The 25,661-nt window shown below is 58.7% G+C and carries 31 protein-coding genes and 1 tRNA gene; 28 read left to right on the top strand and 4 right to left on the bottom strand.

What is annotated here, in order from left to right; genetic code table 11:
- Nucleotides 1–222: 222 nt before the first annotated feature.
- From LRX75_RS11880 to LRX75_RS23300, 4 genes are all read left to right on the top strand, one after another.
- Entirely contained in the window at nt 223–765 is a 543-nt protein-coding gene (locus tag LRX75_RS11880) for a single-stranded DNA-binding protein (protein ID WP_231814626.1), read from the top strand.
- A gap of 273 nt (nt 766–1,038) precedes the next feature.
- Entirely contained in the window at nt 1,039–1,755 is a 717-nt protein-coding gene (lexA, locus tag LRX75_RS11875) for a transcriptional repressor LexA (protein WP_231814624.1), read from the top strand.
- 320 nt (nt 1,756–2,075) lie between these two features.
- Nucleotides 2,076–2,315: a hypothetical protein gene (locus LRX75_RS11870; protein ID WP_231814622.1), complete on the top strand. Its 240-nt coding sequence runs from the start codon at nt 2,076–2,078 to the stop codon at nt 2,313–2,315.
- A gap of 61 nt (nt 2,316–2,376) precedes the next feature.
- Nucleotides 2,377–2,499 (top strand): hypothetical protein, encoded by a 123-nt coding sequence (locus tag LRX75_RS23300; protein WP_269456177.1) that lies wholly within the window; start codon nt 2,377–2,379, stop codon nt 2,497–2,499.
- 105 nt (nt 2,500–2,604) lie between these two features.
- Here LRX75_RS23300 and LRX75_RS11865 read toward each other — a convergent pair whose 3' ends face one another.
- Both LRX75_RS11865 and LRX75_RS11860 read right to left on the bottom strand, forming a co-directional pair.
- On the bottom strand, nt 2,605–2,937 hold the full coding sequence (locus LRX75_RS11865) for a hypothetical protein (protein WP_231814620.1): 333 nt from the start codon (nt 2,935–2,937) through the stop codon (nt 2,605–2,607).
- 757 nt (nt 2,938–3,694) lie between these two features.
- Nucleotides 3,695–3,768: transfer RNA gene (locus LRX75_RS11860), tRNA-Cys, on the bottom strand.
- Nucleotides 3,769–4,156: 388 nt separating this feature from the next.
- Between LRX75_RS11860 and LRX75_RS11855 the strand changes: the two genes are divergently transcribed.
- From LRX75_RS11855 to LRX75_RS11825, 7 genes are all read left to right on the top strand, one after another.
- Complete coding sequence (locus tag LRX75_RS11855) at nt 4,157–5,338, top strand: tyrosine-type recombinase/integrase (RefSeq protein ID WP_231814618.1); 1,182 nt, start codon at nt 4,157–4,159, stop codon at nt 5,336–5,338.
- 627 nt (nt 5,339–5,965) lie between these two features.
- Nucleotides 5,966–6,175 (top strand): helix-turn-helix transcriptional regulator, encoded by a 210-nt coding sequence (locus LRX75_RS11850; RefSeq protein WP_338110309.1) that lies wholly within the window; start codon nt 5,966–5,968, stop codon nt 6,173–6,175.
- A 133-nt stretch (nt 6,176–6,308) separates the two neighbouring features.
- Nucleotides 6,309–6,743: a hypothetical protein gene (locus LRX75_RS11845; protein WP_231814616.1), complete on the top strand. Its 435-nt coding sequence runs from the start codon at nt 6,309–6,311 to the stop codon at nt 6,741–6,743.
- Complete coding sequence (locus tag LRX75_RS11840) at nt 6,743–7,018, top strand: hypothetical protein (RefSeq protein ID WP_231814614.1); 276 nt, start codon at nt 6,743–6,745, stop codon at nt 7,016–7,018. The genes LRX75_RS11845 and LRX75_RS11840 overlap by 1 nt, the downstream gene beginning before the upstream one ends.
- Nucleotides 6,996–9,239, top strand: coding sequence for an AAA family ATPase (locus LRX75_RS11835; protein ID WP_231814612.1), 2,244 nt, complete (start codon nt 6,996–6,998; stop codon nt 9,237–9,239). The genes LRX75_RS11840 and LRX75_RS11835 overlap by 23 nt, the downstream gene beginning before the upstream one ends.
- Before the next feature lie 257 nt (nt 9,240–9,496).
- Nucleotides 9,497–9,907 (top strand): hypothetical protein, encoded by a 411-nt coding sequence (locus LRX75_RS11830; RefSeq protein WP_231814610.1) that lies wholly within the window; start codon nt 9,497–9,499, stop codon nt 9,905–9,907.
- Nucleotides 9,894–11,045, top strand: coding sequence for a hypothetical protein (locus tag LRX75_RS11825; protein WP_231814608.1), 1,152 nt, complete (start codon nt 9,894–9,896; stop codon nt 11,043–11,045). The genes LRX75_RS11830 and LRX75_RS11825 overlap by 14 nt, the downstream gene beginning before the upstream one ends.
- A 361-nt stretch (nt 11,046–11,406) precedes the next feature.
- On the opposite strand, the gene LRX75_RS11820 is transcribed toward LRX75_RS11825, so the two are convergent.
- Nucleotides 11,407–12,210, bottom strand: a complete 804-nt coding sequence (locus LRX75_RS11820; protein WP_231814606.1) for a hypothetical protein — start codon at nt 12,208–12,210, stop codon at nt 11,407–11,409.
- A 104-nt stretch (nt 12,211–12,314) separates the two neighbouring features.
- Between LRX75_RS11820 and LRX75_RS11815 the strand changes: the two genes are divergently transcribed.
- The 16 genes from LRX75_RS11815 to LRX75_RS11740 all read left to right on the top strand — a co-directional run bounded on the left by LRX75_RS11815 (nt 12,315) and on the right by LRX75_RS11740 (nt 22,016).
- Complete coding sequence (locus tag LRX75_RS11815) at nt 12,315–12,602, top strand: HNH endonuclease signature motif containing protein (RefSeq protein WP_231814604.1); 288 nt, start codon at nt 12,315–12,317, stop codon at nt 12,600–12,602.
- A gap of 159 nt (nt 12,603–12,761) precedes the next feature.
- Entirely contained in the window at nt 12,762–13,127 is a 366-nt protein-coding gene (locus tag LRX75_RS11810; protein WP_231814602.1) for a hypothetical protein, read from the top strand.
- A complete protein-coding gene (locus LRX75_RS11805) occupies nt 13,093–14,988 on the top strand; it encodes a terminase large subunit (RefSeq protein ID WP_231814600.1) in 1,896 nt (631 codons plus the stop codon). The genes LRX75_RS11810 and LRX75_RS11805 overlap by 35 nt, the downstream gene beginning before the upstream one ends.
- The gene (locus LRX75_RS11800) at nt 14,988–16,208 is read left to right on the top strand and encodes a phage portal protein (protein ID WP_231814598.1); all 1,221 of its coding nucleotides are present in this window, start codon (nt 14,988–14,990) and stop codon (nt 16,206–16,208) included. The genes LRX75_RS11805 and LRX75_RS11800 overlap by 1 nt, the downstream gene beginning before the upstream one ends.
- Nucleotides 16,201–16,377, top strand: coding sequence for a hypothetical protein (locus tag LRX75_RS11795; protein ID WP_231814596.1), 177 nt, complete (start codon nt 16,201–16,203; stop codon nt 16,375–16,377). Before LRX75_RS11800 ends, LRX75_RS11795 begins: the two co-directional genes overlap by 8 nt.
- 43 nt (nt 16,378–16,420) lie before the next feature.
- The gene (locus LRX75_RS11790) at nt 16,421–17,542 is read left to right on the top strand and encodes a S49 family peptidase (protein ID WP_231814594.1); all 1,122 of its coding nucleotides are present in this window, start codon (nt 16,421–16,423) and stop codon (nt 17,540–17,542) included.
- Nucleotides 17,543–17,551: 9 nt separating this feature from the next.
- Complete coding sequence (locus LRX75_RS11785; RefSeq protein ID WP_231814593.1) at nt 17,552–18,751, top strand: phage major capsid protein; 1,200 nt, start codon at nt 17,552–17,554, stop codon at nt 18,749–18,751.
- A 50-nt stretch (nt 18,752–18,801) separates the two neighbouring features.
- Nucleotides 18,802–19,101, top strand: a complete 300-nt coding sequence (locus LRX75_RS11780) for a spike base protein, RCAP_Rcc01079 family (RefSeq protein WP_231814592.1) — start codon at nt 18,802–18,804, stop codon at nt 19,099–19,101.
- Nucleotide 19,102: 1 nt separating this feature from the next.
- Nucleotides 19,103–19,390, top strand: coding sequence for a hypothetical protein (locus LRX75_RS11775; protein ID WP_231814590.1), 288 nt, complete (start codon nt 19,103–19,105; stop codon nt 19,388–19,390).
- A gap of 23 nt (nt 19,391–19,413) precedes the next feature.
- Nucleotides 19,414–19,776 (top strand): head-tail connector protein, encoded by a 363-nt coding sequence (locus tag LRX75_RS11770; RefSeq protein WP_231814588.1) that lies wholly within the window; start codon nt 19,414–19,416, stop codon nt 19,774–19,776.
- Complete coding sequence (locus tag LRX75_RS11765) at nt 19,758–19,934, top strand: hypothetical protein (RefSeq protein WP_231814586.1); 177 nt, start codon at nt 19,758–19,760, stop codon at nt 19,932–19,934. The genes LRX75_RS11770 and LRX75_RS11765 overlap by 19 nt, the downstream gene beginning before the upstream one ends.
- Nucleotides 19,918–20,271 carry a head-tail adaptor protein gene (locus LRX75_RS11760; protein ID WP_231814584.1) on the top strand — a complete coding sequence of 118 codons (354 nt, stop codon included), beginning with the start codon at nt 19,918–19,920 and terminating at the stop codon, nt 20,269–20,271. The genes LRX75_RS11765 and LRX75_RS11760 overlap by 17 nt, the downstream gene beginning before the upstream one ends.
- The gene (locus LRX75_RS11755) at nt 20,268–20,756 is read left to right on the top strand and encodes an HK97 gp10 family phage protein (RefSeq protein WP_420851188.1); all 489 of its coding nucleotides are present in this window, start codon (nt 20,268–20,270) and stop codon (nt 20,754–20,756) included. Before LRX75_RS11760 ends, LRX75_RS11755 begins: the two co-directional genes overlap by 4 nt.
- Nucleotides 20,756–21,160 (top strand): DUF3168 domain-containing protein, encoded by a 405-nt coding sequence (locus tag LRX75_RS11750; protein ID WP_231814580.1) that lies wholly within the window; start codon nt 20,756–20,758, stop codon nt 21,158–21,160. Before LRX75_RS11755 ends, LRX75_RS11750 begins: the two co-directional genes overlap by 1 nt.
- Before the next feature lie 61 nt (nt 21,161–21,221).
- On the top strand, nt 21,222–21,653 hold the full coding sequence (locus tag LRX75_RS11745) for a phage tail tube protein (protein ID WP_231814578.1): 432 nt from the start codon (nt 21,222–21,224) through the stop codon (nt 21,651–21,653).
- A gap of 3 nt (nt 21,654–21,656) precedes the next feature.
- Entirely contained in the window at nt 21,657–22,016 is a 360-nt protein-coding gene (locus LRX75_RS11740) for a hypothetical protein (RefSeq protein WP_231814576.1), read from the top strand.
- 190 nt (nt 22,017–22,206) lie between these two features.
- Here the strand turns inward: LRX75_RS11740 and LRX75_RS11735 are convergent, their stop codons facing one another.
- Nucleotides 22,207–22,413 (bottom strand): hypothetical protein, encoded by a 207-nt coding sequence (locus tag LRX75_RS11735; protein WP_231814574.1) that lies wholly within the window; start codon nt 22,411–22,413, stop codon nt 22,207–22,209.
- Nucleotides 22,414–22,472: 59 nt separating this feature from the next.
- On the opposite strand from LRX75_RS11735, the gene LRX75_RS11730 reads away from it, so the two are divergent.
- On the top strand, nt 22,473–25,661 hold the full coding sequence (locus tag LRX75_RS11730; protein WP_231814572.1) for a phage tail length tape measure family protein: 3,189 nt from the start codon (nt 22,473–22,475) through the stop codon (nt 25,659–25,661).

The raw sequence follows: 25,661 nt of genomic DNA, 5'->3' as shown, positions 1-25,661 counted from the left end.
CGTTTTCGGGAAACCGCAATTCCGTCCGGCCGGCGGCCTCTCTTCTGGCGCCGGTGGTGGCCTCGCTTGACAGCATCATAGTCAAGACCTAGAACAAATAAAGAACAAATTTGCAAACTGTTGTGGATTGCCGCGAGGCGAGGGCGAAATGCCGCGCTCAACAGCGTAGGCTTGCGGCACAGTGCGGATCGTAAGGCCGCTTTCAGGAGACAGGACAAAGAGATGGCTGGTAGCGTAAACAAGGTGATCCTCATCGGCAATGTCGGGGCAGACCCTGAGATCCGGCGGACACAGGACGGCAAGCCGATCGCCAACCTGCGCATCGCGACCTCCGAAAGCTGGCGCGACCGGAACTCCGGCGAGCGGCGCGAGAAGACCGAGTGGCACACCGTCGTCGTCTTCAACGAAGGCCTGTGCAAGGTCGTTGAGCAGTATGTCAAAAAGGGCGCCAAGCTATACCTCGAGGGCGCGCTGCAGACCCGCAAATGGCAGGACAAGGACGGCAACGACCGTTACTCCACGGAAGTGGTGTTGCAGGGCTTCAACTCGACGCTGACGATGCTCGACGGCCGCGATGGCGGTGGTAGTGGCGGCGGTGGCGGCGGAAGTCGAGGCGGCTCGGACTATGGCGGCGGAAGCGGCGGATCGAACTATGGCGATGATTACGATCGCCCGGCCCAGTCCTCGGGCGCCCGATCGGGCGGCAGCACCGGCGGACCTGGCGGCGGCTTTTCCCGCGACCTGGACGACGATATCCCATTTTGATCGTCAAAGGTCTGCTGCAAGCCGATACAATGTCGTCTCGTCTTCTACGCCGTCATGAGCAAGCTCATGGCGGCGTTGCTGTTACAGGACCGGACACGGACATCTCTCGACAACAGTTCAGGCTGACGATGGCGTGCGAAAAGCAACGCCCGGGCGAATGCTGAGAAACGGGCTCATGGCGGCTGTGGTTTGGCCAGAATGCCACTTGCAGAACACATGAGGAACATATAACACTGTTCTTGCTTTGTTTCGTGACTCTGGAGTCGATTGATCATGCTGACCCGCAAGCAACAGGAACTGTTGATTTTCATTCATGAGCGCATGAAGGAATCGGGCGTTCCCCCGTCTTTCGATGAAATGAAGGATGCTCTGGAGCTCGCGTCCAAGTCCGGCATTCACCGGCTGATCACGGCGCTCGAGGAGCGCGGCTTCATCCGGCGTCTGCCGAACCGGGCCCGCGCGCTCGAGGTGATCAAGCTGCCGGAGGCATATCTGTCCGCGACCCCGCCGAAGCGGGGATTCTCGCCGAGCGTCATTCAGGGAAGTCGTGGAAACGCGGCCGTCGAACCGGCCGCCAAGACGACGGCGGAGGTCGGCAACGACAACAGCGTATCGGTTCCGGTGATGGGACGCATCGCTGCGGGTGTGCCGATATCCGCCATTCAGAACAACACGCACGACATCGCCGTACCCGCCTTCATGATCGGCAATGGCGAGCACTACGCCTTGGAAGTGCGCGGCGACTCGATGATCGAAGCGGGCATTCTGGACGGCGACACCGTGATCATTCGCAATGCCAATAGCGCCAGCCCCGGCGAGATCGTCGTTGCGCTCGTGGATGACGAGGAAGCGACCCTGAAGCGGTTTCGCCGCAAGGGCGCGTCCGTCGCGCTCGAGGCTGCCAACCCGGCGTACGAGACGCGAATTTTCGGCCCGGAGCGTGTGAAGGTACAGGGCAAGCTCGTCGGCCTGATCCGCCGCTACCAATAATCGGGGAGGGGTCGGCGCGTCTCCGTATAAGGTTTCAGAAGTGGGCGCTGTCCATACGTTTGGGCGCCGGAGGATTCCGCTGGTTTAGGCCCGCAGAATCCTTCGGCGTTGTGTGATCAGCAGACGGGTTTGGTCGTCTGTTCTTGCGTTCGACGTCAGACCTGCAGCAAATCTGCAGCAAGGCTTTTTCGTTTGCTGTGTTTTCAGCCGACGATGTTGCATCGCTCCACGTTAGCGCGCATTTGTTGGTCGTACCGTCTCAAACATATGGAACCGTGTAGGTAGGTCGGCGTTTACCGGGCGAACGTGATGGAGCCGACATGCCTGGAACATTGAACAGCTTCGAAGTGATCGTCTTCGACGATCATACGGGAGAGCTCGTGCAAAGCGATGATCTGATGCGTGTCGGTACGGCAGACGAGGCGTGCGCTCTGGCAGAGCGGCTTGCTGCATCTCACGCAGGAACCTTGGCCCTCGCACGGTCGACCAATACGGCCGTTGGTGAGGTCAATCCGGTGCGCGTTTTGCTGCAGCATGGCCGGATCGGTGATTTCGCCTAATCAGCGTCGGGTCAACAACGCCTCTTATCGAAAACGCGCGCTCAGCGCGAAGGATTATACCATGCGCATGATTTTTGTCGGGATGCTTGCATCCATCCTCAGCATCCTTGTTTTCAAATATGCGAATAACGATCTCGGCAACAGTGTTCCGTTGACGACTGTTGGAGCAGCCAGCTCGCTCTGACGCGCAGACGTCTCGGCTCGCTGATACAGAGGATTTCTGGCTGCGAAGGACGATATCGGCGCCGTTTCCATGTGAGCGCTTCCACCGTCCCGCGCTTCCAGAGTCTCACTCGTGAATCGTGTAGGACCCCATCTCGCAGAGGTTCTGCTTGTCTTCGGTCGTCGCGAGGTTTGAACCCTCTTCGAATTCGAAACGCATATCGTAGTTGCAAACGTCTCGGCCGTCCGCGATCGTGAGTTCGATCGTTTCGCCCGGATTGAGAACCTGCTCACCGAACACATCGCCCTCCCAATCACTGACACCGACGGGTGATGTGTAGAAGCGTGTCAAAACGGAATTCGTACCGTTCTTCAGTGTAAAGACGAGATCTTCGGCCTGTGCTGTCCCGCAAAAGAAGACCGCTCCGATGATGACTGCGCCTGCCGTAACGAATTTCATTGTTTCCCCCGATAAATCTATGATCGCGCAAATTCCGTGGCGCGGAACGGATATTACTGAGTCTCCTGCGGTACTCAATCGGATTTTGGACGTTTCGATGAGTCGCAAGCGCGTTTTACAGGAATGGTGTTCTGCCACGTCGGATCTTGTTACAAGGCGTTCGTGAAACGGGATCGAGGCGGGCGCGATCGTCATTTCCGCGTCCCGTGTCGGCGTCATCCAGCAGGGCAACACGCCATGTTGAGAGCCGTGCCTGCGCGTCGGATTCGCCTGACAATCTATGACGTGAATCGGTCAAGCTACCGACCGACATTGGAAAGGTGTGAACGGGACGGCCGCCGTGATCTCGTGGCAGCGACGTGACGTCAATCTGTCGCCCGACCCCGTTCTTACGTTAACGGCAGTCGCGTCCGAGGCCCTTGTGCCAGAACGCAAACGCGGCGTCTACCGTGTGTGTCATCGGGAGGCGTTGCAGAGTGGGACAAGGGACAACGGTCCAGCAAGACTTATCGCGTCTCACCGGCAAAAGCTGCGCTCTAGCAACGGTCCGCTTGCATGACGCGAGGTTGCGACGTGTCGGAGGTCAGTATCGGCAGGGGAGGTGTCTCGGCAGCGCTCGACATAACCTGTCGCTTTCAACATTGACGGTGAAAAGCGCGCCGAAAATCGAGAGACAGAGCACGTTCATTGTGCGCAGCAACCAGAAATCTCATAAATTAGATTAGTGTTTCAACGACTTATGAATATATCGGTAGATTGGAGGCCTCGCCCGGAATTGAACCGGGGTGCAAGGATTTGCAGTCCTCTGCGTCACCACTCCGCCACGAGGCCTCATCGGATCGAACAAGCGAACCGTGGCCAGCGTTTAGAATCATCCTAGACGAAGCGCAAGAGGTCCTGCCCGATTTCGGCACTTTTCTTAGGTCCGGGGAACATGGCGTCTCGAGTCGGAGGTCCCGTATACGAGCTATCGCATTCGGATAACCTCGGCAGAACGGGTGCCTTGCTATCGCCGAGATTTGGTTGGCTGGCGGCAGCAAGCATATCGGGGTGTGCGATTTTCGCGACCGAGGGGAGCGAGAAGATCGGACCATGACGGCAATGGCGGAAGAGGTGACCGCCAATTTTCGTAACGTATTGAAACTGTTGCACTGATTGGCTTGTAAAAGTCCATAATTGCCGTATTTTCCGTACCGAAGTTATGACATCGGGAACTGGAATGGCGCGCAACAAACTTTCTGAAACACGGATTCGAACCCTAAAGCCGGGCATCCATTCCGATGGGGACGGCCTCTACCTGCGCGTCCGCAACGAGGGAAGCCGGCAGTGGGTTTTCATATTCAAGCGCGACGGCAAGCGGACGGAGCTTGGATTAGGCGGCCACGGCCAAGGGACTGCGCCGGTATCGGTCGCGCTTGCTCGAGAGAAGGCCGACACTATCCGCGATCGGCTAGCCCGAGGAGAGGATCTGGCCAAAAGCAAAACGTTTAAAGACGTCATGGATGACGTTCTGGCCGTAAAAGAGGGCTCGTTCAGAAATGACAAGCATCGAGCGCAGTGGCTTATGACGCTTCGAGAGTATGCCAAGCCGCTCCACGCAAAGCCCATCGCCAGCATCACGCGGGATGATGTCGTTGAGACCTTAAAACCAATCTGGACCAAGGTTCCTGAAACTGCAGATCGAACCCGGATGCGAATTAAGGCCGTCATCGACCACGCAAGGGCTCGGAACTTATTTGTAGGCGACAATCCAGCGGACTGGCGCGGCGGCCTGAAAGAACTTCTGCCTGCCCGCAGTAAGCTTACCAGAGGTCATCATGAGGCGCTTGCCTACAAAGCGCTGCCAGCCGTTCTTGCGCGTCTGCGGGAAGCCTCGGGCGTTTCGGCTCGTGCCGTCGAGTTCACCTGCTTAACGGCAGCCAGGACCGGGGAGGTGAGGGGCGCTGTCTGGGGGGAAATTGACTTCGAAGAACGCCTTTGGACCGTGCCCGCCGAACGTATGAAGGCGGGGCGTGAGCATCGCGTGCCATTGACAGACCGGGCCGTCGAGCTGCTCGAAGGCCAACGAAAGCTCGCTACTGGCGACTTAATTTTTGAGGGCGGCAAGTCGGGATCCGCGATCTCCGACACTGCAATGACTAAGGCATTCCGTGCGGCAGGTGCGGGCGATGCAACCCTGCACGGGCTTCGGTCCAGCTTCCGCGACTGGGCTGGAGACTCAACTGTGCACCCACGTGATGTTGCCGAAGCCGCCCTTGCGCATACGGTAGGCAACGCAGTCGAACAAGCTTACCGCCGCGGGGACGCGTTAGCAAAGCGCAAGGCACTCATGAACGATTGGGCTGCCTATGTCGGAAGCCCGTCTGCAATCGCCTCGCCAACAAAACCTAGCGTGACTTGACTGAATTCCACCATACGCCGCAGGTCCCCTATGCCTTTATGAGGCGGACCGAACTGGAACGTACTAGGTGCTCCTGCTCTAATGAGCTCGATCTCAGCGCGGGCTTCAGGACCATACATTCTAACCTTCATCGCCATATAGTCTGCTGAGTCCTCATGAGCGCTGAACTCTTTTCGCGAAGCGGCTACCGATTCGATGACATTAGCCAGCGCTTCACCGAACTCGCCCCCGAGGGCATCATCAGCAATTGAAGCGTCCTCCCGCACGCGTGTAGCCGGCAGCCGTCCATATTCAAGGACCTGCTGAACAGCGTCTTTCGGTGCAGACCCGAGGGCGGTTGCGATTATTAGGTGCGCTGCGTCGGCGTAAGTCATCGGGGTGAAACCTCGCCCCCTGAGCGCCCGGGTGCGAAGCCCTGCTTCAGCTAGCAAGCGATCCGTGACGGTCACAGTCTCAACGGGGACGCCCATATTCTCTGCCGTGATCGCCACGAGCTCTTTTTGCGATGCCATTTTTGCACTCCTGATAATGGCTCAATCTTACATATTCTCATTAATGCGCGCAATACGGTATTGAAGTTTCGTCGATAAATGCGTATATTGCATTTATGGAAATGCGGAGGGCAATATGAATCACGCAAACGACAATGCACCTAGGTTGATGGCACCGAAGGAGGCCTCAGCGGCTACCACGCTGTCTCGCGTTCTGCTCGCATTGATGGCGAAAGAAGGTCGTTTCCCAGCACCGGTGCAGATTAGTGAGAAGCGTTTGGCTTATGTAAGGGCGGAGGTCGAAGCGTGGATTGACGCTCAGATTTCTAAGCGCGAGATCGCTTAAACTCACAACTGATGCCAGCGTCTACAGGCGCGCCCTTGACGATCGTCGTTCGTCAACGGTTAGTCATCGATACAGCTAACCACAACCCCAACACCACAACAGCGTCCGGCCCCTGGCCGGCGGAGGAGAACGCATGACCATTATCGCCCTTAAAGACGGCAGGTACGTCAATTCTGACCACGTCTTGTCCTACCGAACTTTCAGCCATGAAACGCGGTTCCACATGTCGGACGGGTCGGACGTGTCTGGGGATCCGCACGACGAACTCTATCCGTGTTTCCACACGATATTGCCGGCATTGCCCGGCTTTCGCGCGATCTACGCCCTGAAGTCCGCTGACGGACGGCGATATGTTGAGCGCACCGTCATCGCTTGGCGCCATACCGATTCCGGCAACTGGCCTCTTTTCCAAGGCTACACTGAAGACGATATGATGGAATACGTCGCGATCGTGGAACCATCCGGCAAGGTCTTCGACGACGAGGGCTACCAGTTCGAGACCCTCGAGGCATGGCGGACGTTCTTCGAGGAGCATAATCCGGTTCCTGAATCGGCGGTTGCCGTCTGATGCGCATTACCGAAATCCAGCGCACCACCCCGCATCCCGGCAAAGCGGTGCGCGCCCTCGCAACGTTCGACCTCGAGTTTTCGAACGACGTTAGATTGTTCGGTCTCCGACTTATGGAGGCGCCCGACGGGCGTCTTCTCGTTTACGCGCCATCCGCAAACGGAGGGCGCCGCCTAGCGACATTCTCGCCCGCGCTCTCCGACAAGATCGCCGAACTCGCTGCAACGGAACTTGAAAGGGCACAGAACCGCCATGGCGCGTATTCCCGCAATTGATCCCTATCTGGCCAAGCCGTCGTTTGACGAAGATGCCGTTCGCGGTCACGTCGAAATGCTGCATAAATTAAGCGCGGGGCTGGCGGGCCTTCTTGTCGTGTCTACCTTTTACGCGAACCCCGCCGGAGACAAAGACGTGCCGGGTGTTGTCACTCATCATCGCGTTGGCGATGTCAATGGTATGGTGGAAGCCATCCTATGCCATGCCGAAACTCCCAATGTGAATGTGTTCGCAGGTCTGCAGGTCATGCGGCCCGACCTCGAACGCGGCAAGCGGGGAACAGAAAGCGACATCCTGGCTCTCTTGGGGCTCGTTGTCGATCTCGACGCGGACACAGGGCACGACGGCAGCATGCCGATTGATCCGCACCTCGTCCTTGAAACTTCGCCCGGCAATCGGCAACCGTTCGTCCTTTTCGATCGACCGGTTGCGCCGGCAGAGGCCAAGCCGCTTGCGGCCGCACTCAAGCGCGCGACAGGCTCTGACCATGGAACCGCGGATATTGCGCACGTTTGGCGAATTTCCGGCACGCTCAATTTTCCCAACCGGAAAAAGCTAGAGCGAGGTCGCTCAGCGGACCCGGCGCGCGTCTTCGTGCTTGAGGAGTGGCAGGGCGACTTCGTATCGGTAGAAGATCTTCGAACAGCGCTTGAACCTTGGGCCGGCGAAGTCAGGGAGGCGTCTTCATTCTCTATGGGCGAGCTTCCGGTAAGTGGCAGCGTGCGTGCGGGTGACCGGGCGGCGGGGTTGCTGGCCGCCTGTGACGTTGGCGACCGCTCGAACCACGCGGCGCGCGTAGTCGAGCAGTTGGCATTCGACGGCCATTCGCCAGAGGTGGCGCTGTTTTTATTCCTTAATGCGCCGGGCGACTGGCTCACCCGATATCCCACGGAAGATCGTGCGACGTCAGACTTTCGGAGACTATGGGGAAAGTTTGCGGTACCGCTCATTGAAGAGCGCGAGCAACTATCCGTTTCCGTGTCCGGCTTCCTTGATCGTGTTGCGAGTAAGCCGCCGCTGGTCGCGGCCAACGACAACAAGCCCCCTGTTTTGAGCATCTTTGACTGGACTGTCGACCGATTTGTTGGAACGGCTCCAGCCGTCCAGCACCTCGTCGAAGGCGCATTCCCTCTCGCGGTTCCGGGCATGGTGTCTGCCATGGGGGACACCGGGAAGTCATACGCCATCCTCGAACTCCATCGGCGCGTCTCGTTCGGGTCGTCACCGCTCGCACCCCCGGTCTTCGGTGGTCGAGTGGTGGCCGAGGGAACGTCCGTGATGATCACCAGCGAGGATGACCAGAACGAGGTCCACCGTCGCGTTGCGGCGCTGGATGAACGGGATTACCGGTCTAGCTCGGCTGCAAGCAAAATGATTGTCGTCCCCCTACCTTCGGCCGGAGGTGCGCGTGCGTTCTGGCGCGATGATCGCAAGAACGGGCTGCAGGAGACCGACGACTTCAAGAGAATCTGCGATCAGTTAAAAAGCATCAATGATCTAAGACTGGTGACCTTCGATCCGCTTGCCAGTTTCGCACACCTAGCGCTGAACGAGGACCCGGCGGCCGGACAGTTCGTCTGTACGTCACTTTCCAAGTTGGCAGCAGAGACCGGCGCCACCGTTCTTGTAGCCCATCACATGCGTAAGGTCCAAAAGCCAATAGAAACGCTAGGGGACGCCCGTGACGCGATCCGCGGCAGCACGGCGATCGTCGATGGCCTTCGCGTTGCCTACGCCATGTGGCCCGCAGAAGAGGCGAGGGCAAGGAAGGTCTGCAAGGAGCTCGGCGTCCCGTTTATGCCGGGGAAAGTGGTGCTCGGCGGCATCGTAAAGGCGAATGGCGCTGCTCGGCGCATCGTCAGCACCTACGTTCGAAATGAGTTCGGACTCCTGATCGACGCGACTGCCGGACTCGGTGCAAGGGCGCCAGTACAAGCCGACTTACTCGCTGCAATGACGATCGCAATCGAAGGCGCGGCAGCAAACGGCCAACCCTTCACCAAGACTGGGGCGACGGGGGTATTCGAAATGAAGGATCGCCTATCGGGCGAGCTAAAAGGACTCTCGCGGCATCGGTTGGAAAAGCTTGTTGAGGGTCTTTTGGAGTCCGGAGCAGTCGTTTCATGTCTTGCAACGGGGACGGCGACGAAGTGGCTGGACGTGCCTGGAGGGCAGTTCGCAATCGGCTTGGGGAATTTTCGGAAGGGTGCTTCCCGATGAATATGCGTTTCCACTAATTCCGGAATTCCAGCCGTTTCCGGAAATCCGGAAACCGGAAATTCAATAAAAACAATGACTTATGGTTTCCGTTTCCGGCGTTTCCGGAATTTCCGGAAACCATGTAGGCCATTGAAATCGTTCACGTTTCCGGGTTTCCATTTTTTACCCCCTAAAGGGGGAGACTGTTTCAACACGTCTCCCCGTAGCGAGAAGGAGAACAGCATGATCATTTCCTCGCCACCAAACGAGCCCCGGCCATGAGCCGGATCCGAACCGCAGAGCAATCCTCCCGCCGAGAGACGGCCAAGGCGAGGAACGCCACGCTCACGCTGGTTGCCGACAGCTGCGCCCCCGCTGATTTAAAGGCCCGTAGTGATCACTACCGTCGGCACTTAGCGGATGCAAATCGGGTTATTGAAACCTTGCAAATAAGGGTGAGCGGCCTCGAGCGTGAACGCGATGAAATCAGGAGCCGCGCGCATTACGACTTGTCGCTTTGCGTGACTCGTGGAGAAGCCGAAAGGGAGAGGCTTGCGGCCTTTAGGCTGGCAAGGGGCAAGGCGGCAATCCTGGCTGAGGACTCGGACGGAGTACCCAATGCACTGTCGAACGCGATCGACCAGATTCCAGACCCAAAACCGAAGTGGATAAACAATGACTTCGTCTAAAGATCTTACCCAGCTTTCGGCCCTCTTGGCCGCGCATACGGCGCCTGCCGAGAAAAAGCGACCAGCTACCAAAGCCATCACCCCGGCCAACGACAACAAGCCGGCTCCTAACGTGCTAGCATGGCCGACCCTCGAGCGGCTGGCATACCGCGGCGACGAACGGCGTGTTCGCGCGCTTCGCCATTGGCGAGATGTCAACTTCCCAGAAGCTGTCCAGCCATCGCAGCCCGACACCGATGGCAATGAAACTGAGGCTCGAGCCGAGATCCGGCCCAGCGAGGGCGAACTGCTTGCGGCTATCGGGTGGACTGTCACCGACCGCGAGACGTGGCCAGACACCGGACGGATGGCCAACGTCTACCAGAAGGCTGATGTCGTCCCGCACACGTCTCGCAACCGCAATGGTGGATCGGACACACAGCTGGGCAACCTGCTGTTCCGCGACGGCAAGCTGATCGTCTGGGGTGAAACAGCCAAGGGACGCCCGCTCAAGCCGGTGGAGCGCCCAGGCGGGCCGAAAGGCGGTGTGTCAGCTGAGCGCACAGCGGCTACCGTGTGGTCGTACTTGAGGCTGAAGGGAGCCGTCTCGCCATTGAAAGCCGAAGGTTACCGCAAGCCGCTATCGGGCGAACCTGCGATCGCTTGCAGCATCGAGCCGCTACCTCGTGAGGAGCCAAGCGCAAAGGACAGAGCCGGCCGGTTCGGTGTTGCGGAGGGGCGGGCGCTACTGCAGTCGCTGGGCGTGGACGGGTCGGTGCCGTTTGATCGGTTGCCCACCTCTGCAAGCCGATGCCCAGACGCGCTTGTCCTTGGGTCGTGGATCGGCGGTATCAAGCGCCCGAAACCCCTTGGCGAGATCTCCGCTGCGGCGGGCGGTGAGCCTGCGACCCTGCGCGAGGTCGAAGGGCAAATGTTTGTCCACTACCTACGTCACCATCTCGGCAAGCATGCGCAGGTCCTTGATCTAGCCATAGGCGATGCGACGGCCAAAGAGATCGGGGTCTCGATGGGGCAGGGACCATCCTATGCGGAGAAGCGGGGACCCGCTCTAATTGATGCCGCGATCGACGCCCTTATCGCGTTCGACGAGACGGCACGAATGGAAACTGAGCTGACCGCGCAAAAACTTGCGGCTTGATGTCCGGCAAACGGGGGCGTCGCTTCGTATTAATTGAGAGCTTTATTCTCGGGGTCGCTTCGGCGGCCCCTTTTTATTGGGGCGCTGAAATCGCGCGGACGCTTTGACCTCGCAGCGACGCCAGGCCTGCCCCATACCCCATCGCTGCCCGCTCCGTCTCCTCGGCGCCGCAGCGGTCCTGCTGGAGGTTGAGTGCGCTTGGTGCTTAGTTCAACTATAAGCCGCGCTCCCTCCAGCCTTCGTTTTTACAGGTCATGGATGCCGATCTGCAAATGTTCGAGTATCAAAATAATGCAGGCACGATAGTATCGTAAGATTTCTTCTGCGAAAACGGGTGTTAGCTACAACGATACTTAAGAACTTAATCAGCATTATGGGGCTTCGAGATATATGGGATAAGCATCTGCCCCATTTGTGTGACAGTACATTTAGTGAGGCCGTTCTCAACTAGATGTGCTTCCATCATCCGGGTGGTCGTCAATTCGTTAATAGAAAACCTAATGCGAGCTTGGTATTTTGGATCGATGATTTTTTTGCTATCGGCATATGCTGACGTAAACTCGAAAAGCCAGTCTGAAGTGACCCGGCTGCCTGTAGAAGTGCTAGTGTTTAGCTCAATAAGCGGCCAAGATTTCCGATCAGCCAAAATTGCAAGAGCCTGCGGGGTTAGCTGACCGATCTGTGCAAGGGCATATTTGTGCTCCTCAAACAAGGACTCAAAATCAGTCTCAACGATATGCTCGAGAGCAGTCGCCAAATGCTCCACTAAGAGCGGGTCGGGCGGATTGGCATCAAGGATTTGCAGTATCTTATTAAAGAGAGTATTTCCAGGGGCGCTTAGTAGGAGATTTTTGAGGTCAGCGATTGCGTCAGTATTTTCATCAGTCCGTTCGAGATAATTGGACAGAAGCAACGCTTTCTTCGCGTCCCTGATTTCTTGATCTACGTTTTCGTTCCAATCCAGAACCTCCTTGACGATCTCTCCAATCTTGAAGAGGCCAAGAGCTCGGTCTCTGATGACGCGCTTGGCTCTTCCCGCTGCAATGATCTCTTCGGTTCCTACCGGTAGACGTACGCTCTGCAGCCGATCATCCAGTGATTTTCCTTGTTCTACTAAATACTGCTCTGGCCTAAGGATAATGTCTTTTCCGGTGGGTTTACTCATATGGGTCCTCCGACCAACATTGGCGATGCGTCTACCTGCGCAGGTTGCTGAAAGTGAGGCAGAGCGCAAGGGCGGGCGATGGTCAGCTATTTCTCGACGGACCCATGACCGACACGCGACCGTGGAGAAAGCTCTACGATACCGCGCGCTGGAAGCGCATGCGCACACAACAGCTGACCCTTGAACCCCTCTGCCGCTTCTGTCTTGAGGCTGAGGATGTGACGGCGGCGAACGTCGTCGACCACATCACGGCACATAAGGGCAGCGAGGAGCTTTTCTTCGACCCTGACAATCTTCAGAGCCTATGCGCCCCTTGCCATGACCGCATCAAGCGCGAGATCGAGCGCGGCAAAGAGGTGATCCGCTTCGACGCAGCCGGCTGGCCGGTCTGACCAGACCCCACTGCCCAGAATAGCAGACGTGCCTAATGTAGGGGTGCCTTTGAAGTCGAGGATCGGCCGGAGGGCGCTACCTGTGGCCCTGCATCGCGTGTGCATCTGCAATTGAAAATATGACCCCGAGGTGCCGATATGGCCAAGCCACGAAGCCCCTTGGCCAAAGCCAAGCTCGAAGGGCGCGATCAAGTCAATGCGGGCCGGTTCAAAGGCCGGAAAGAGCCAGCGCAGAGCGACCCGTTAGGACCGCCACCTAAGTGGCTAGTCGACACTGAGGCCACGAAGGCAAAATCAGCGTGGCTCCTTTTTCAAACTGAAATTCCCTGGCTCACGGGTTCGCACCGGATGCTCGTTGGCATGGCCGCGAATATCCAGGGGCGGATCATGGCCGGACAAGATGTGGGTGTGCAAGCGATGAACCTTCTCCGGCAATGCCTTGGCCAGATGGGTGCGACGCCGGCAGATGCCTCGAAGATTGCGGTGCCTGATGCTGACGACGAAAAGGATGATCTCCTCGACTGATCAGCCAGCTCTGGCGCGCGTTAGTGCCTACGCGGCAGCGGTGCTTGATGGCACGATCGTCGCTGGACCTCATGTCCGGAACGCATGCCGACGCCATTTTGCAGATGTCCAGCATGGCCACGATCGCGGGCTGCGTTGGGATGACGATGCCGCTACGCGGGTGTTTCGGTTTTTCGAGGAGAGGCTGCGCCTGAGTGAAGGCCAGTTTGATGGAAAGCCGTTCCTTCTTCATGCGTCGCAGGCATTCAAGATCGGCTCGATCTTCGGCTGGAAGAAGGCGGACGGGACGCGCCGGTTTCGAACTGTCTATATCGAAGAAGGCAAGGGCAACGGCAAGTCACCTTTCGCGGGTGGAATTGGTCTTTACGGGCTGACTGCCGACGGCGAGGCTGGGGCACAATGCTACGCCGCCGCGGCGAAAAAGGACCAGGCACAGATCCTGTTTCAGGATGCCTGCAAAATGGTGCGTCAGGCCCCGGCTTTGGCCAAGCGGCTGAAGTTCAGCGGCGGCCTGGGCAAAGAATTCAACATTGCCCATCACAAGTCGGGATCCTTTTTCCGTCCGATCTCCAAGGAGGCCGGCAAGACGGGCTCTGGTCCTCGTCCCCATTTTGCGCTTTGCGATGAAGTGCACGAGCATCCGGATCGCAGCATCATGGAGATGCTGCAGCGGGGGTTCAAGTTCCGTCAGAATCCGCTCTTGCTGATGATCACGAACTCGGGCTCGGATCGTAATTCGGTCTGCTGGGAGGAGCGCGATCGCGCGGTCAAGGTCTTGGCCGGCACACAGACGCCCGACGACGACTTCACCTACGTGGGCGGGACGTGGGAAGGCAGCGATAGCGTATTCGCTTACGTCTGCAGTCTCGACAAGAACGACGACCCGATGACGGACCCCTCTTGCTGGATCAAAGCCAACCCGCTTCTCGGTACGATTTTGACGCCTGAATATCTTGCAGGTGTTGTCGCTGAAGCCCGCAACGTTCCTGGCAAGCTGAACAACGTTCTACGCCTGCACTTCTGTGTTTGGACTGATGCGGACAAGGCTTGGATGCCGCGAGCGACCATCGACAAGGTCATGGAGCCTTTCGACATTTCGCATCACGAGGGCAAGCCACTTTTCCTAGGTATCGATCTGTCCGGCACGAAAGACATGACTGTCGTCGCATGCATGGTGCCGACAGGAAAGCGCGAAATACAGCGGGCGGACGGTACTACTGCGACCCTTCCGACCTACAATGCGTGGATAGAGGCGTGGACGCCTGGTGACACGCTTGCGGCTCGTACGACTGCCGACAAGCAGCCTTACGACATCTGGGTCCGCGACGGCTACCTGCAAGCGCCGGATGGGCCGCGAATTCGCTTCGATATCGTTGCTGCTCGTGTGGCAGAGCTTGACCGCCTCTACGACATCCAGTCGATCGCCTATGACAACTACGCCTACGCAGCGTTTAAGGATGAGCTCGACGTTTTCGGCGTGACTGCCGAGCAACTGCCGCACCCCCAAGGCGGGAAGATCAGAGCAAGGCCATCGCCAGAAAAGGTCGAGGCTGCCAAGGCGGCCGGGGAGAAAGCGCCACTGGGGCTCTGGATGCCCGGGTCTGTGACCGAACTCGAAAACCTGATCATCGACGATCGTATCCGGCTTCAGACTAATCCGGTGCTGATGACGGCGATGATGGGCTCGACCTTCAATCACCCTCCCGACCCTCACGGAAACAGGTGGTTCGTAAAAACCCGTGCGTCCGTCCGCATCGATTCCGCGGTAGCGCTCGCCATGTGCGCAGGCGCAGCGGCAGACAAGACCATTGCCGGTCCCGACATCGGCGACTTCATCAACAACATGGTAATGGTGATCTAATGGGCCTCTTCGAGAGATGGCGCGGCGTGCCCATCAAGCTCACCGACGGCGAATTCTGGCGCGGGTTCTTCGGGCTCGGGACGACATCGGGCGAGACGGTAACGATTGAAACGTCACTACAGCTTGACGCTGTATGGGCCTGCGTCAACCTTATCCGGAATGCATTCATCATGCTGCCCTGCCTTGTCTACAAGGCCGATGGCGTGACGGTCGATACGGAATCCGAACTCTACAGCCTGTTGCACGATATGCCCAACATGGACGACACCGCGTCGGACTTCTGGGCGATGGTCGCGTTTTGCCTGTGCCTGGACGGGAACTTCTTCGCCGAAAAGAAGATGATCGGAACGCGGCTGGTGGCGCTTAATCCGCTGCCTCCGCTGAAGGTTGATGTCTGCCGCGATAAGCGCAACACGCGCTACTACGAGGTGACGGAAGACGGCAAGAAACGCCGCATTCCCGAAGACAAGATGTTCCACGTCCGTGGCGCGGTCTTGCCGGGTTGTGATCGCGGCATGTCCCCGATCGGGGTGGTGCGGAATGCGGTAGGCAATGCGCTGGCGGGCGAGCGTGTCGCGGGCAAGATGTTCGCGAACGGCTTTCAGGTCGCGGGCGTTCTTTCGTCTGACCAAATCCTCAAGCCAGAGCAGCGCAAGCAGCTCGGTGACGTGCTTGGCCAGTTTGCGGGGTCTGACCGTTCAGGCAAGATCGCCGTTCTTGAGGCTGGCCTGAAATATCAGCAGCTGACGATTGATCCAAAAGACGCGCAGATGCTGGAGACGCGCCAGTACAGCGTCGAGCAGATCTGCCGCATCTTTGGCGTTCCGCCCGTGATGATTGGCCACGCAGCCAATGGCACAACGACGTGGGGTAGCGGGATCGAACAGTTGATCCTGCAGTTTACGAAGACCTGCCTTGGTCCGATGGTGCGCAGCATTGAATCTGCCGTCTATCGCGACCTGCTGACCAGCGAAACACGCAAGAAGTTCAAAATTCGGTTCGGTCTCGAAGGAATCCTTAGAGGCGATAGCCAAGCGCGAGCTGAGTTCCTGTCGAAGATGGTCGGGTCCGGCATTTACACGATCGACGAGGCCCGAGCCTACGAGAATAAGGCGCCGATCGACGGGGGCAATCGTTCGATCGTCAATGGCACAATGACGCCGCTGGATATGCTCGGCAAGGATACCAACAACCAAAACGGGAGCGGCGGCAATGTCTGATTTTGCAATCTACAAGGTCACCGGCTTCAAGCCGGGCGGCTGGGCTAAGGCGACGCAAGTTGAAATTGCGGCGATGAGCGCAGAATCGGCCGAATCCATTATCCGCGGCATGCTTTCACAGCACGGCGACGATGATCGGGTGCCGCTAACCATCCGCGCGTCGGCCTAACTAGCCCGAAACGCCCGCAGCACGCGCTGCATAAGGACAAATTATGAAATTTGAACACCTGATTTCGGCCTTTCTGGCCGAACCCTGGGCGATTCAGCGCGAAAAACTGGGCGTTTTGGCTGATGTTTTGGTCGCGCGAGCCGAGGGTGAGAAGCTGTTTTCGAGCGAATTCGCGGCCGCCGTCGATGAAGCTCGAGCCCTAGAAATCGCTCAAACCGACGGAAAAGTCGCTATTATCCCTGTTTACGGGGTTCTGGCGCAGAAAATGGATATGTTTTCCGCCATGAGCGGCGGATCGTCCTACGCGGGCATCAAAAAGGCGCTGTATTCGGCGCTGTCCAATGAAGACGTGAAGGCTGTCGTGCTGGACGTCGATAGCCCCGGCGGCACTGTGCCCGGCACAGAAGAACTCGCGACGGAAATTCGCAAGCTTCGTGGTGGCGAGAAGCCGATTATCGCGCAGGTCAACAGCTTGGCGGCAAGCGCGGCCTACTGGGTAGCGTCTGCGGCCGACGAAATCGTTGTCACGCCTTCGGGACGTGCTGGATCAATCGGCGTCTACACGGCGCACGATGACGTCTCGGCCGCCCTTGAGCAGCGAGGCATCAAGCGCACGTACATCTCCTCGACGCCAGAAAAGGTCGAGGGGAATGAGACGGGGCCGCTGAGCAAGGAAACGCTTGCTTACATCAAGGCCGGCGTCGATCGCTCGTACAACAAGTTTCTGTTTGCCGTCGCTGAAGGGCGCGGCGTCGCACTCAGTAAGGTGCAGGACGGTTACGGCCGCGGCAGGGTCTTCTATTCGGAAGAGCTCCTAGATCGCGGCATGGTTGATCGCGTTGCCACTCTGGAAGAAACGCTCGAGCGCTTCGGCGCCGAAACGCAGCCGGCATATGTGCGGCGCGTGAAGGCGAACAACCAGGCGCGTGTAGAGTCGGCTTCGCTGCTTGCCGCAAAGATGGCGGCGGGCGAGCCGATCACGAAACGTGAGTTTGAAAACGGCCTCAAGGGTCTTGTTGGCTTTTCAAACTCAGAGGCAGAGCGGGCCGCTCGGCTCTACCTCAAGAATGATCAGGGGGCTCCTGATGACGAGACGGATGCTGCTGCTTTGGCAGCCCTAGACCGGCTCTTGGCCGAAGCAAAAACACCACTCATCAAACGATAGGAGCCTCTTATGGCCGAACTAGCAGAAAAGATTGGCGAGCTCAGCGCTTCGCTTGCCTCCATCAAGGATCAGGTCGGCAATCTTGCGACCGACTTCACGTCGAAGCTCGAAAAGAATGGCACGGTCTCCGCTGAGCTGAAGGACAAGACCGACAAGGCACTTTCCGAACTCGGCGCTATGACGACCCGCCTTGGCGATCTGGAAAAGCATGCCGCACGCGAACGCGAATTCGGCGAAGACGAGCAGAAGTCGCTCGGCGACATCGTGGTTGATTCTGATGCGTTCAAATCTGGCGAAATGACCAGCTCGACGCGTGGCAAGATGAGCATTCGCGCAGATCGCGCTGCCATTACCACCGCGGACGGTACTGTCGGCGTCGGCCGATCCAATGGCACTTCGCTGGTGCCAGGACAGCGTGTTCCGGGCATCATTGCGCCGCCAAACCGTCGCATGACGATCCGCGACCTTCTGATGCCCGGTCAGACCAGTTCGAATAACATCGAGTATGTCAAGGAAACGGGCTTCACGAACAACGCGGCTCCGGTTGCTGAGACAAATTCCAAGCCTTACAGCGATATCACTTTCAACATGGCGAACGCTCCTGTCCGCACGATCGCGCATCTTTTCAAGGCTTCTCGCCAGATCCTTGACGACGCAGTCGCCCTGAAGAGCTATATCGATGGCCGCGCTCGCTACGGTCTGCAGTTCAAGGAAGAAGCGCAACTTCTCAAGGGCGACGGCACTGGCCAGAACATCCTCGGCGTGCAGCCGCAGGCAACTGCTTTTGCGCCGGCCTTCGTTCCGCAGGATGCGACCCCGATTGACCGACTGCGGCTAGCCATGCTGCAGGTTGTTCTAGCTGAATATCCGGCAACCGGTTTCGTCCTTAATCCGATCGACTGGGCAGCCATCGAACTGACCAAAGACAATGAGGGGCGCTACATCATCGCGAACCCGCAGAACGGCACGTCTCCTCGACTGTGGAATCTTCCGATTGTCGAAACGCAGTCCCAGACACTTGGTACGTTCCTGACCGGCGCCTTTTCCATGGCCGCGCAGATCTTCGACCGTATGGAAATCGAAGTACTTCTGTCGACAGAGAACGTCGATGATTTCGAGCGGAACCTCGCAAGTATTCGCGCCGAGGAGCGTCTTGGTCTGGCGGTTTACCGTCCGGAAGCGTTCGTCACCGGCGCCGTCTCGGCCTAAGCCTTAAGGGGCGTCTTCGGGCGCCCCATTCCAACCAATAGGAGGGCTTCATGGCCTACGACAAGACGAAAGACCCGTCCACGGGCAATCCATACATTTCCGGTCGTCGCAAAGCTGCCCGCCACCCAAAGGGCGTGACGGTTGTGGCCAGTGACACGGTCGACCTTGCTGCATATGCGGCTGGTCTGGTCGTCATTACCGCCGGCAACATCAAGTACCTTCCGTCGCAGAACGCTGACGCTGACACGATCACAGTGACGGCTGCTCCGGTCGGCTTCATCATCCCGCATCAGGTTCGCCGTGTGTTCGCAACCGGCACGACCGGCGCGGTCGCAACGCTGGAGGGCTGACATGGTCGCGAAGAAAGAAGAAAGCGTCTTGAAGGTGTCCGAAAAGGCAGAGGCGCCTGCCATGAAGTCGGCTGAGGTCGGCTACACGGAAAAGCCGCTGATGTCGACGTCTGACGCCAAGCCAGTCGAGGCCAAGACCGATGACGCAAACAAGTTTTTGGTCAAGGCTGTTCGCAGTTTTGAGGGTGTTGAAGGCGATAAGGGACCGGCCAGCGAGCCGTTTTCGGTTAGCCGTCAGCGCTATGCCGACCTGAAGGCCAACGGCCTCGTCGAACTGGTTGAAGAATAGCCCAAGGGGCGGGACGGTGGCTTATGGCGCTGGTTGATATTGAGCTCGCGCGCAAGCACCTGCGCATCTTTCACGAGGATGAGGACGCCGAGATCGGCGTCTATCTTGCCGCGGCGGAATCGATCGTTCTGGAATATATAGATAGGCCGGTCCTCCCCACGGGCCAGCCGCTGCCAGATCCTGACGCCGATGGGTTCACGATTATCGTGACGCCTCCGATCGTGGCTGCGGTCCTGCTTGTTTTGTCTGATCTGTACGAGCGCCGTGAGGCCCCAGAGAAGGACGCTGGCGAGGCCGTGCTTCAGCCGACAGTACGACGGCTTCTGGCCCCTTGGCGCGTCTGGCGCCCATCCTTGGAGGATGAAACATGCACGTACGTTTTGTAGAAGATTTTGACTGGGCGCAGCCGGGTTTCACCATCGCTTATAAGGCCGGCACGTCCAAAAACGTGCGCCGGATTTGCGGCGAGGAGGCCGTAGCCAAGGGCGCTGCTGTCACGGATGACAGCGTGCTGGAGGAGCCGGAAGATGGCGCAGAAGCCTAAATCGGGGGCTATGCGCGAGAGGCTGGATTTTCAAACTCGTTCGGTTGTCCTTGACGATTACGGAAATGAGCAAGGCGGGTGGGAAACCGTCTTCACCGAGCCCGCGCAGCTTGTCGCACGCGCAGGTGGCGAGGCCGTGCAAGCCAGCCGGTTGACGGGCGTCCAGCCTTACACTGTCTGGGTTCGCTCCAACGAGCGCACGCGGTCGGTTACATCCGACTGGCGTATTGTCGATGCTCGCAACCCGGCGCGGGAATTCAACATTCGAACCGCCTCTAATCCAGACGGCAGGAATGCCTGGATAGAGTTCATGGTTGATGACGGGGTGGCGACGTGATTAAGGCGAAAGTGCAAGGGCGCGAGGCGTTGATGAAGCGGCTGAACGCCCTGGCTCCCAACGTCGAAAAGTATGCCGCGGACGCGAAGATCGCCATCATGGAGGATTTCGCCGCCGAGATGGAGCAGAAGGCGCCAACCGGCGCCACGCTCGAATACATGCACTCGTTTGACGCAGATTTCATTCGTAATCGACCGGCGCAGGAGCAGGTTGGTATCCAGGCCAGCAAGGATAAGGACGCGGTCGGCTTGTTCGCGTCGTTTATTTGGCGCTTTTTGGAGTTTGGCACTGCGCCGCACAGCACCGCAAAAGGCGGTGGAACGGTTGCCGGAAAGAAAGCTGCCGCAGACAATCCCACGGGCATGCATCCCGGCACACCAGCGCAGCCGCACATCTTCCCTAACTGGCGGGCCGCGAAGCCGCAGGCGAAGAAGCGATTGAACGCGGCCATAAATAAAGCAGTGCGGGAGGCGATGAAAAAGTAATGGCCTCACCCGAACTCGAAGTGCAAGGCGAAGTCGTTCGTCTGCTGAAGGCTGACGCGACAGTGACAGGCTTCAGCAGACGCATCTACGACCAGCCGCCTACGGCTCCATCGTTTCCATACATCAACATCGGCGAGGCTCAGACGCTCCGCCGCGATGCCACCTGCCTTGAGGGCGGAGACATCTACCTGACCATGCACGCATGGTCGCGCGCGGTCGGCTTTCCGGAAGTTCGCCGCATCGCCGACGCCATGGTCGAGGCGCTGCATTTGGCGCCCATGACGCTCAGCACGAACCGCTTTATCTCGATCATGCATCGACAGACGCGCGTTTTCCGAGATCCGGACGGCATCACCAGTCATGCGGTCGTCGAGTTCTTGGCTCGCTACGACAAGGCCGCGTAGCGGCCATCACCATACCAAAACCACCACGTTAACGTCCGGCCGCGCCGGCGAAGGAGATCCCATGGCAGACGGACAACAGTTGGGCCGGACCCTACTCATTCAGATCGGCGACGGCGCAGGCACTGAGGTTTTCACGAACCTTTGCGGCCTGACCACTCGCAGTTTCAGCATGTCCGCGAACGAGATCGATACCACGATCCCATCGTGCACGAACCCCGGCGGCCCGGTTGAGGGCACCAGCCGTCCTGGCATTTCCAAGAAGACGTTTTCCGGCTCCGGCCGATACGTCTCGAGCGCGGCGCAGAAGGCATTCAACACCAAGATCGTTGGCGCGGAAGTTTTCAACGCAAAGATCATCGTGCCCGGCGTCGGCACTTTCTCCGGCCCGTATTTCGTCACGGATTACGAGCTGAGCGGCGATGTTGAGAATTCCATGGAGTTCACCGCGTCCTTCGTTCCCGCGGCTCCTCCGGTCTTCGTCGCGGAGGCTTAAAGCATGGCTGAACCCGTAAACCTTGCGCGCGGCGAAGTCGCCCTCAAGATCGACGACGTTGATCTGGTGCTTGCCGGTACGATGAACGGCCTTGCCGCCGTTTCAGCCGCGCTCCAGTGCAAGTCGTTGTCGGATCTCTGGCAGCGGCTGGCCGGCGTCGAAATTGGCGCGACCTTGGCCGCCATTCAGTTCCTCACCATCAAGGGCAACAAGGCCGCGGCGCTGGAGAAGATCCAGTTGCGCCACTTTGCCGACTGCTCGGTCGCCTTCAACGATCTGATTTCCGCCCATCTCGATGAGGCAGGAGAAAAGGGAAACGAAAGCGCCGCAACGGAAACAAAGACCGAAGCGGCGAAGACCTAAGTACCGAGCAGCAGTTACGACAGTGGCTGCGGACGGCACACAAGATCGGCTGGCGTCCGCCTGATTTCTGGGCGGCTACGCTGGTCGAGTTCTTTGAGGCGATCGAAGCGCATAACGACGATGGCAGTGAAGACGGCAGTGGGCCGCCATCTGAGCGCGAAATGCGGGCTCTTATGGAGAAGCATGGTGGTTAGTAGCCTTTATCGCGGCAATATTCTTGCAATGCGGTGAGGCTGCTATTCGATTTGGCTGCGTTGCAGCCATTGCGAATGGTCCGCTCTTTCTCTTCGGCAGCCCTCGCTGTCGCGTTCGCGTTCTCTTTGATGGCGTAATAGCCGCCACCGAGAACTATCACGACGCAAGCTGTCGCGATCAACGCCTTTAGCCAGCCATCCATACTCACCTCCCAAGGCCCGCAACTCCTGCGGGCTTTTTCGTATGCTAGGACACTTGCCGATGGCTGACAATTCCGATGACCTGATCATCTCGATTAGCACGGACCTGGCCACGGTTCGCCGAAGCTTGAAAAGGCTCGAGGCTGATATCGCGTCCTCGTCCAGCAAGGTCGAGAAGCAGTTCGAAGGCATGGGCAAGGGCATCGACAAGTCGATGACATCCGCTCTACAGGCTCGCATCGACAAGATGGTGGGCATTGGAACGCAGGGCGCCAAGGAGTGGAGCGGGGCGCTTGCCGATCAGGGCAAAGAGCTTGAGCGCCTTCGAGCCAAGTACAACCCGCTCTTCTCGACGATTAACAATTACAAGCAGTCGGTAAACGATATCCGGCGGGCGCATTCTCTTGGCGCGATTTCCGCGACGGAGATGACGGCGGCCATCACGAAGGAGCGTCAGGCCGCTCTGGCATCGACGGCGGCTATCAAGGGCCGTAATGCAGCCTTGGCGGATACTCCGGCTCAGCGGGGTGGAGGCGCAAACCCCTACACCTCAAACATTGCCGCTCAGTTTCAGGACATTGGCGTTACCGCAATGGGCGGGATGTCGCCGTTGCAAATTGCACTTCAGCAGGGCACGCAGCTGTCCGCGGTGTTTACAGATCTCAAGTCGAGCGGCGCGGGGCTTGGTTCCGCACTCGGCGCGGCCTTTGCCTCAATCGTGTCGCCTGTCTCGCTGGTTACAATCGGCCTAGTTGCTGCCTCGGCCGCCGCCATCCAATATTTCGCAAGTTCCGAGACGGAGGCGGACAAAAGCGCAGAGGCGCTGAAGAACCACACCGACCTAATCCGCAGGATCCGTGAGGCTTGGCCAGAAGCTGCGGAAGGTATCCGCGAGTATTCAGCCGAGAGCAAGAACCTCGTCAAGCAAGACACGAAGGATGCGATTGACCTTTATAAGACGCTAATTGCCGAGACGGCAAAGACGTCCAAGGGGTCCATTCTCAGCCTTCCCGCCTCGGACTTTCAGGGCGCGACATACACGATCTCACAAATCCAGTCGGCCATTGCCGCGCTGGATAAATCAGTTGCAGACGGCAGCCCTAACATCCGGGCCTTCGTCGACTCCCTGATCGCGATTGAGAACCAGACCGGAACGCCTGAAAACATTAAGGAGCTCCTGAAGGAGATCCGCCAGGCTGCCAAAGACGGCCTGGATGCTCAGTCAAAGCTCGAGCCGTTGGTTGGAGTCATCTCGGGAGTAGGGCAGGCCGCCGCTCGCGAGGCATCTCGTGTAGATGCTTTCGCAAAATCTCTGTCGGATTTGCGAGGGATCGCTATCCCCGCTTTGACCGATCTAGAGCAAGTCGATCGGGCCTATGCGCAGGCCATGCAGAAAGCCGGCACCCGGGAAGAGCGCGACGACGCGTTCGCTGCTCGGGAGGCTGCTAGAAACCGCATCGACAGCCAGAATCCTACGGTCACCGATGCGAATGGCCGCACACTCAACGTGCCGGCGCCCGGTCAAAAGCCGTCATCGCTCGATGATGCTCCAGCCAAAGTCGACGCCGCAACCAAGAAGGCGGAGACTGCTGCGGAGCGCGCCCGTAACGCCTACCGCGATCTGATCAAATCGGCTGACGATCGCATCTCGCAACTTCAGCTCGAGATCGACCTGACGGGACAGTACGGCACAGCCACAGAGGCGGCGCGCTTTCGGCTAGACCTCCTGCAGCAGGCAGAAGACAAAGGCCGTTCGCTTAGCGCAAAACAGAAAGCTGCGATCGAAGAAAAGGTCGCGGCATACAAGAAATATTCCGAGGCTTTGGCTGAGGCCAAACTCAAGCAGGATATGTTCGACGCCAACCGCTTGGCCGGCATGTCGAAGATTGACCAGAACATCGTCCAGACGCAGAAGGAATATGGCCTTCCGCAGGATCCGAACAGCGCTACGGGCCAGGCACTTCGCAACCAGATCAACCGCGAGGAAATCGCCAACACGACGTCGGCGTTCCTTTCGGACTTCTCGTCCCAAGTCGTTTCCGGCGGCAAGGATATCGGCGAAGCATTCACCGACGCGCTCAAGACTGCTGCAGCCAACCAGATGCAAAAGACGCTGGACAGCCTGTTCTCTCAGATCGGGAATGGTTTGGCGTCGCTTCTTATGCCGGGTGCAGGGCCGACTGGTGCTGCAGGCGCGGCAAGCAGTGTTGCTGGCGCATTCACATCCGCGGCCGCACCAGCTGGCGCCGTCGCGCGTGGCGGTAGCGCCGTCGATCTGGCGGGCAGCTTGCTCGGCCAGAGCGAGAAATCGCCCGGCAACATCAACGCTTTCCTCAAGAAGGGCGGCGTGGACATCAACGCTGCGCAAACGGCGTGGTGCGCGGGCTTCGTCAACTCATCGCTTGAACAGGTCGGCGTAAAAGGCTCAGGCTCGTTGACGGCGAACTCGTTCCAGAACTGGGGCAGCAAAATCGCGCCCGGCCTTGCGCAGCGGGGTGACGTGCTTCTGAAAACGAACGGCTTTGGCGCGGGTGAGGCTGGCGGCCATGTCGGCTTTGCGACGGGCGCATCGCGTATGATGGACGGAAAGCAGCAGCTTCAGATGTTGTCTGGCAACAGCGGTAACTCCGTTGCCAGCACGTGGGAAGACGCCATGCAGGTGCAGGTTCGTCGATCGACGGAGGCTGCAGGCGCACTTGCAAAGGTCGCCCAGTCGTCTGGAGCCGCCACGCAGGGGCTTGGTAGCCTCGCCAACGCCTTCCCGTCTGCGCCAGCCGCAGGCGGAGGAATGAGTTGGCTGTCCAAGCTGTTCATGCCGAACTTCGTTCCGAACGGCGCGCAGGCAACGCTTGCGGCCAGCGGCGGGATCGGCATGTACGACGTCGGCGGCTACACGGGACCAGGCGGAAAGATGACCCCTGCTGGCATCGTCCACAAAGGCGAATATGTCTTTGACGCGGAGTCGGTTCGGCGCCTTGGCGTTCCGAACCTTGAGCGCCTTCGCGGCTACGCTGCTGGCGGCCTTGTTGATGCTCCGCGCGCACCCCGCCTTAGCCGACGTCAGGCGATGGATTCCTATCGTCCGCAATCGCAGGGCATTTTCGTCACTGTGAACGGCGCTTCCGGCGATCTGCACATCAAGGAACTGACGCGCCAAGGCGTGCAGGAGGCCATGGCGGCAGATCGCGTTGCACAGCAGCGCGGCGGCTTCGGCGCTATCCAGAATAAGTACGCCAGCCAGAAGGGGTAA

It is taken from the genome of Rhizobium quercicola (assembly GCF_021168455.1).
Taxonomy (GTDB): Bacteria; Pseudomonadota; Alphaproteobacteria; order Rhizobiales; family Rhizobiaceae; genus Ferranicluibacter; species Ferranicluibacter quercicola.
Note: the sequence above shows the minus strand (reverse complement) of the source record. Positions and strands in the feature narration are given on the sequence as shown.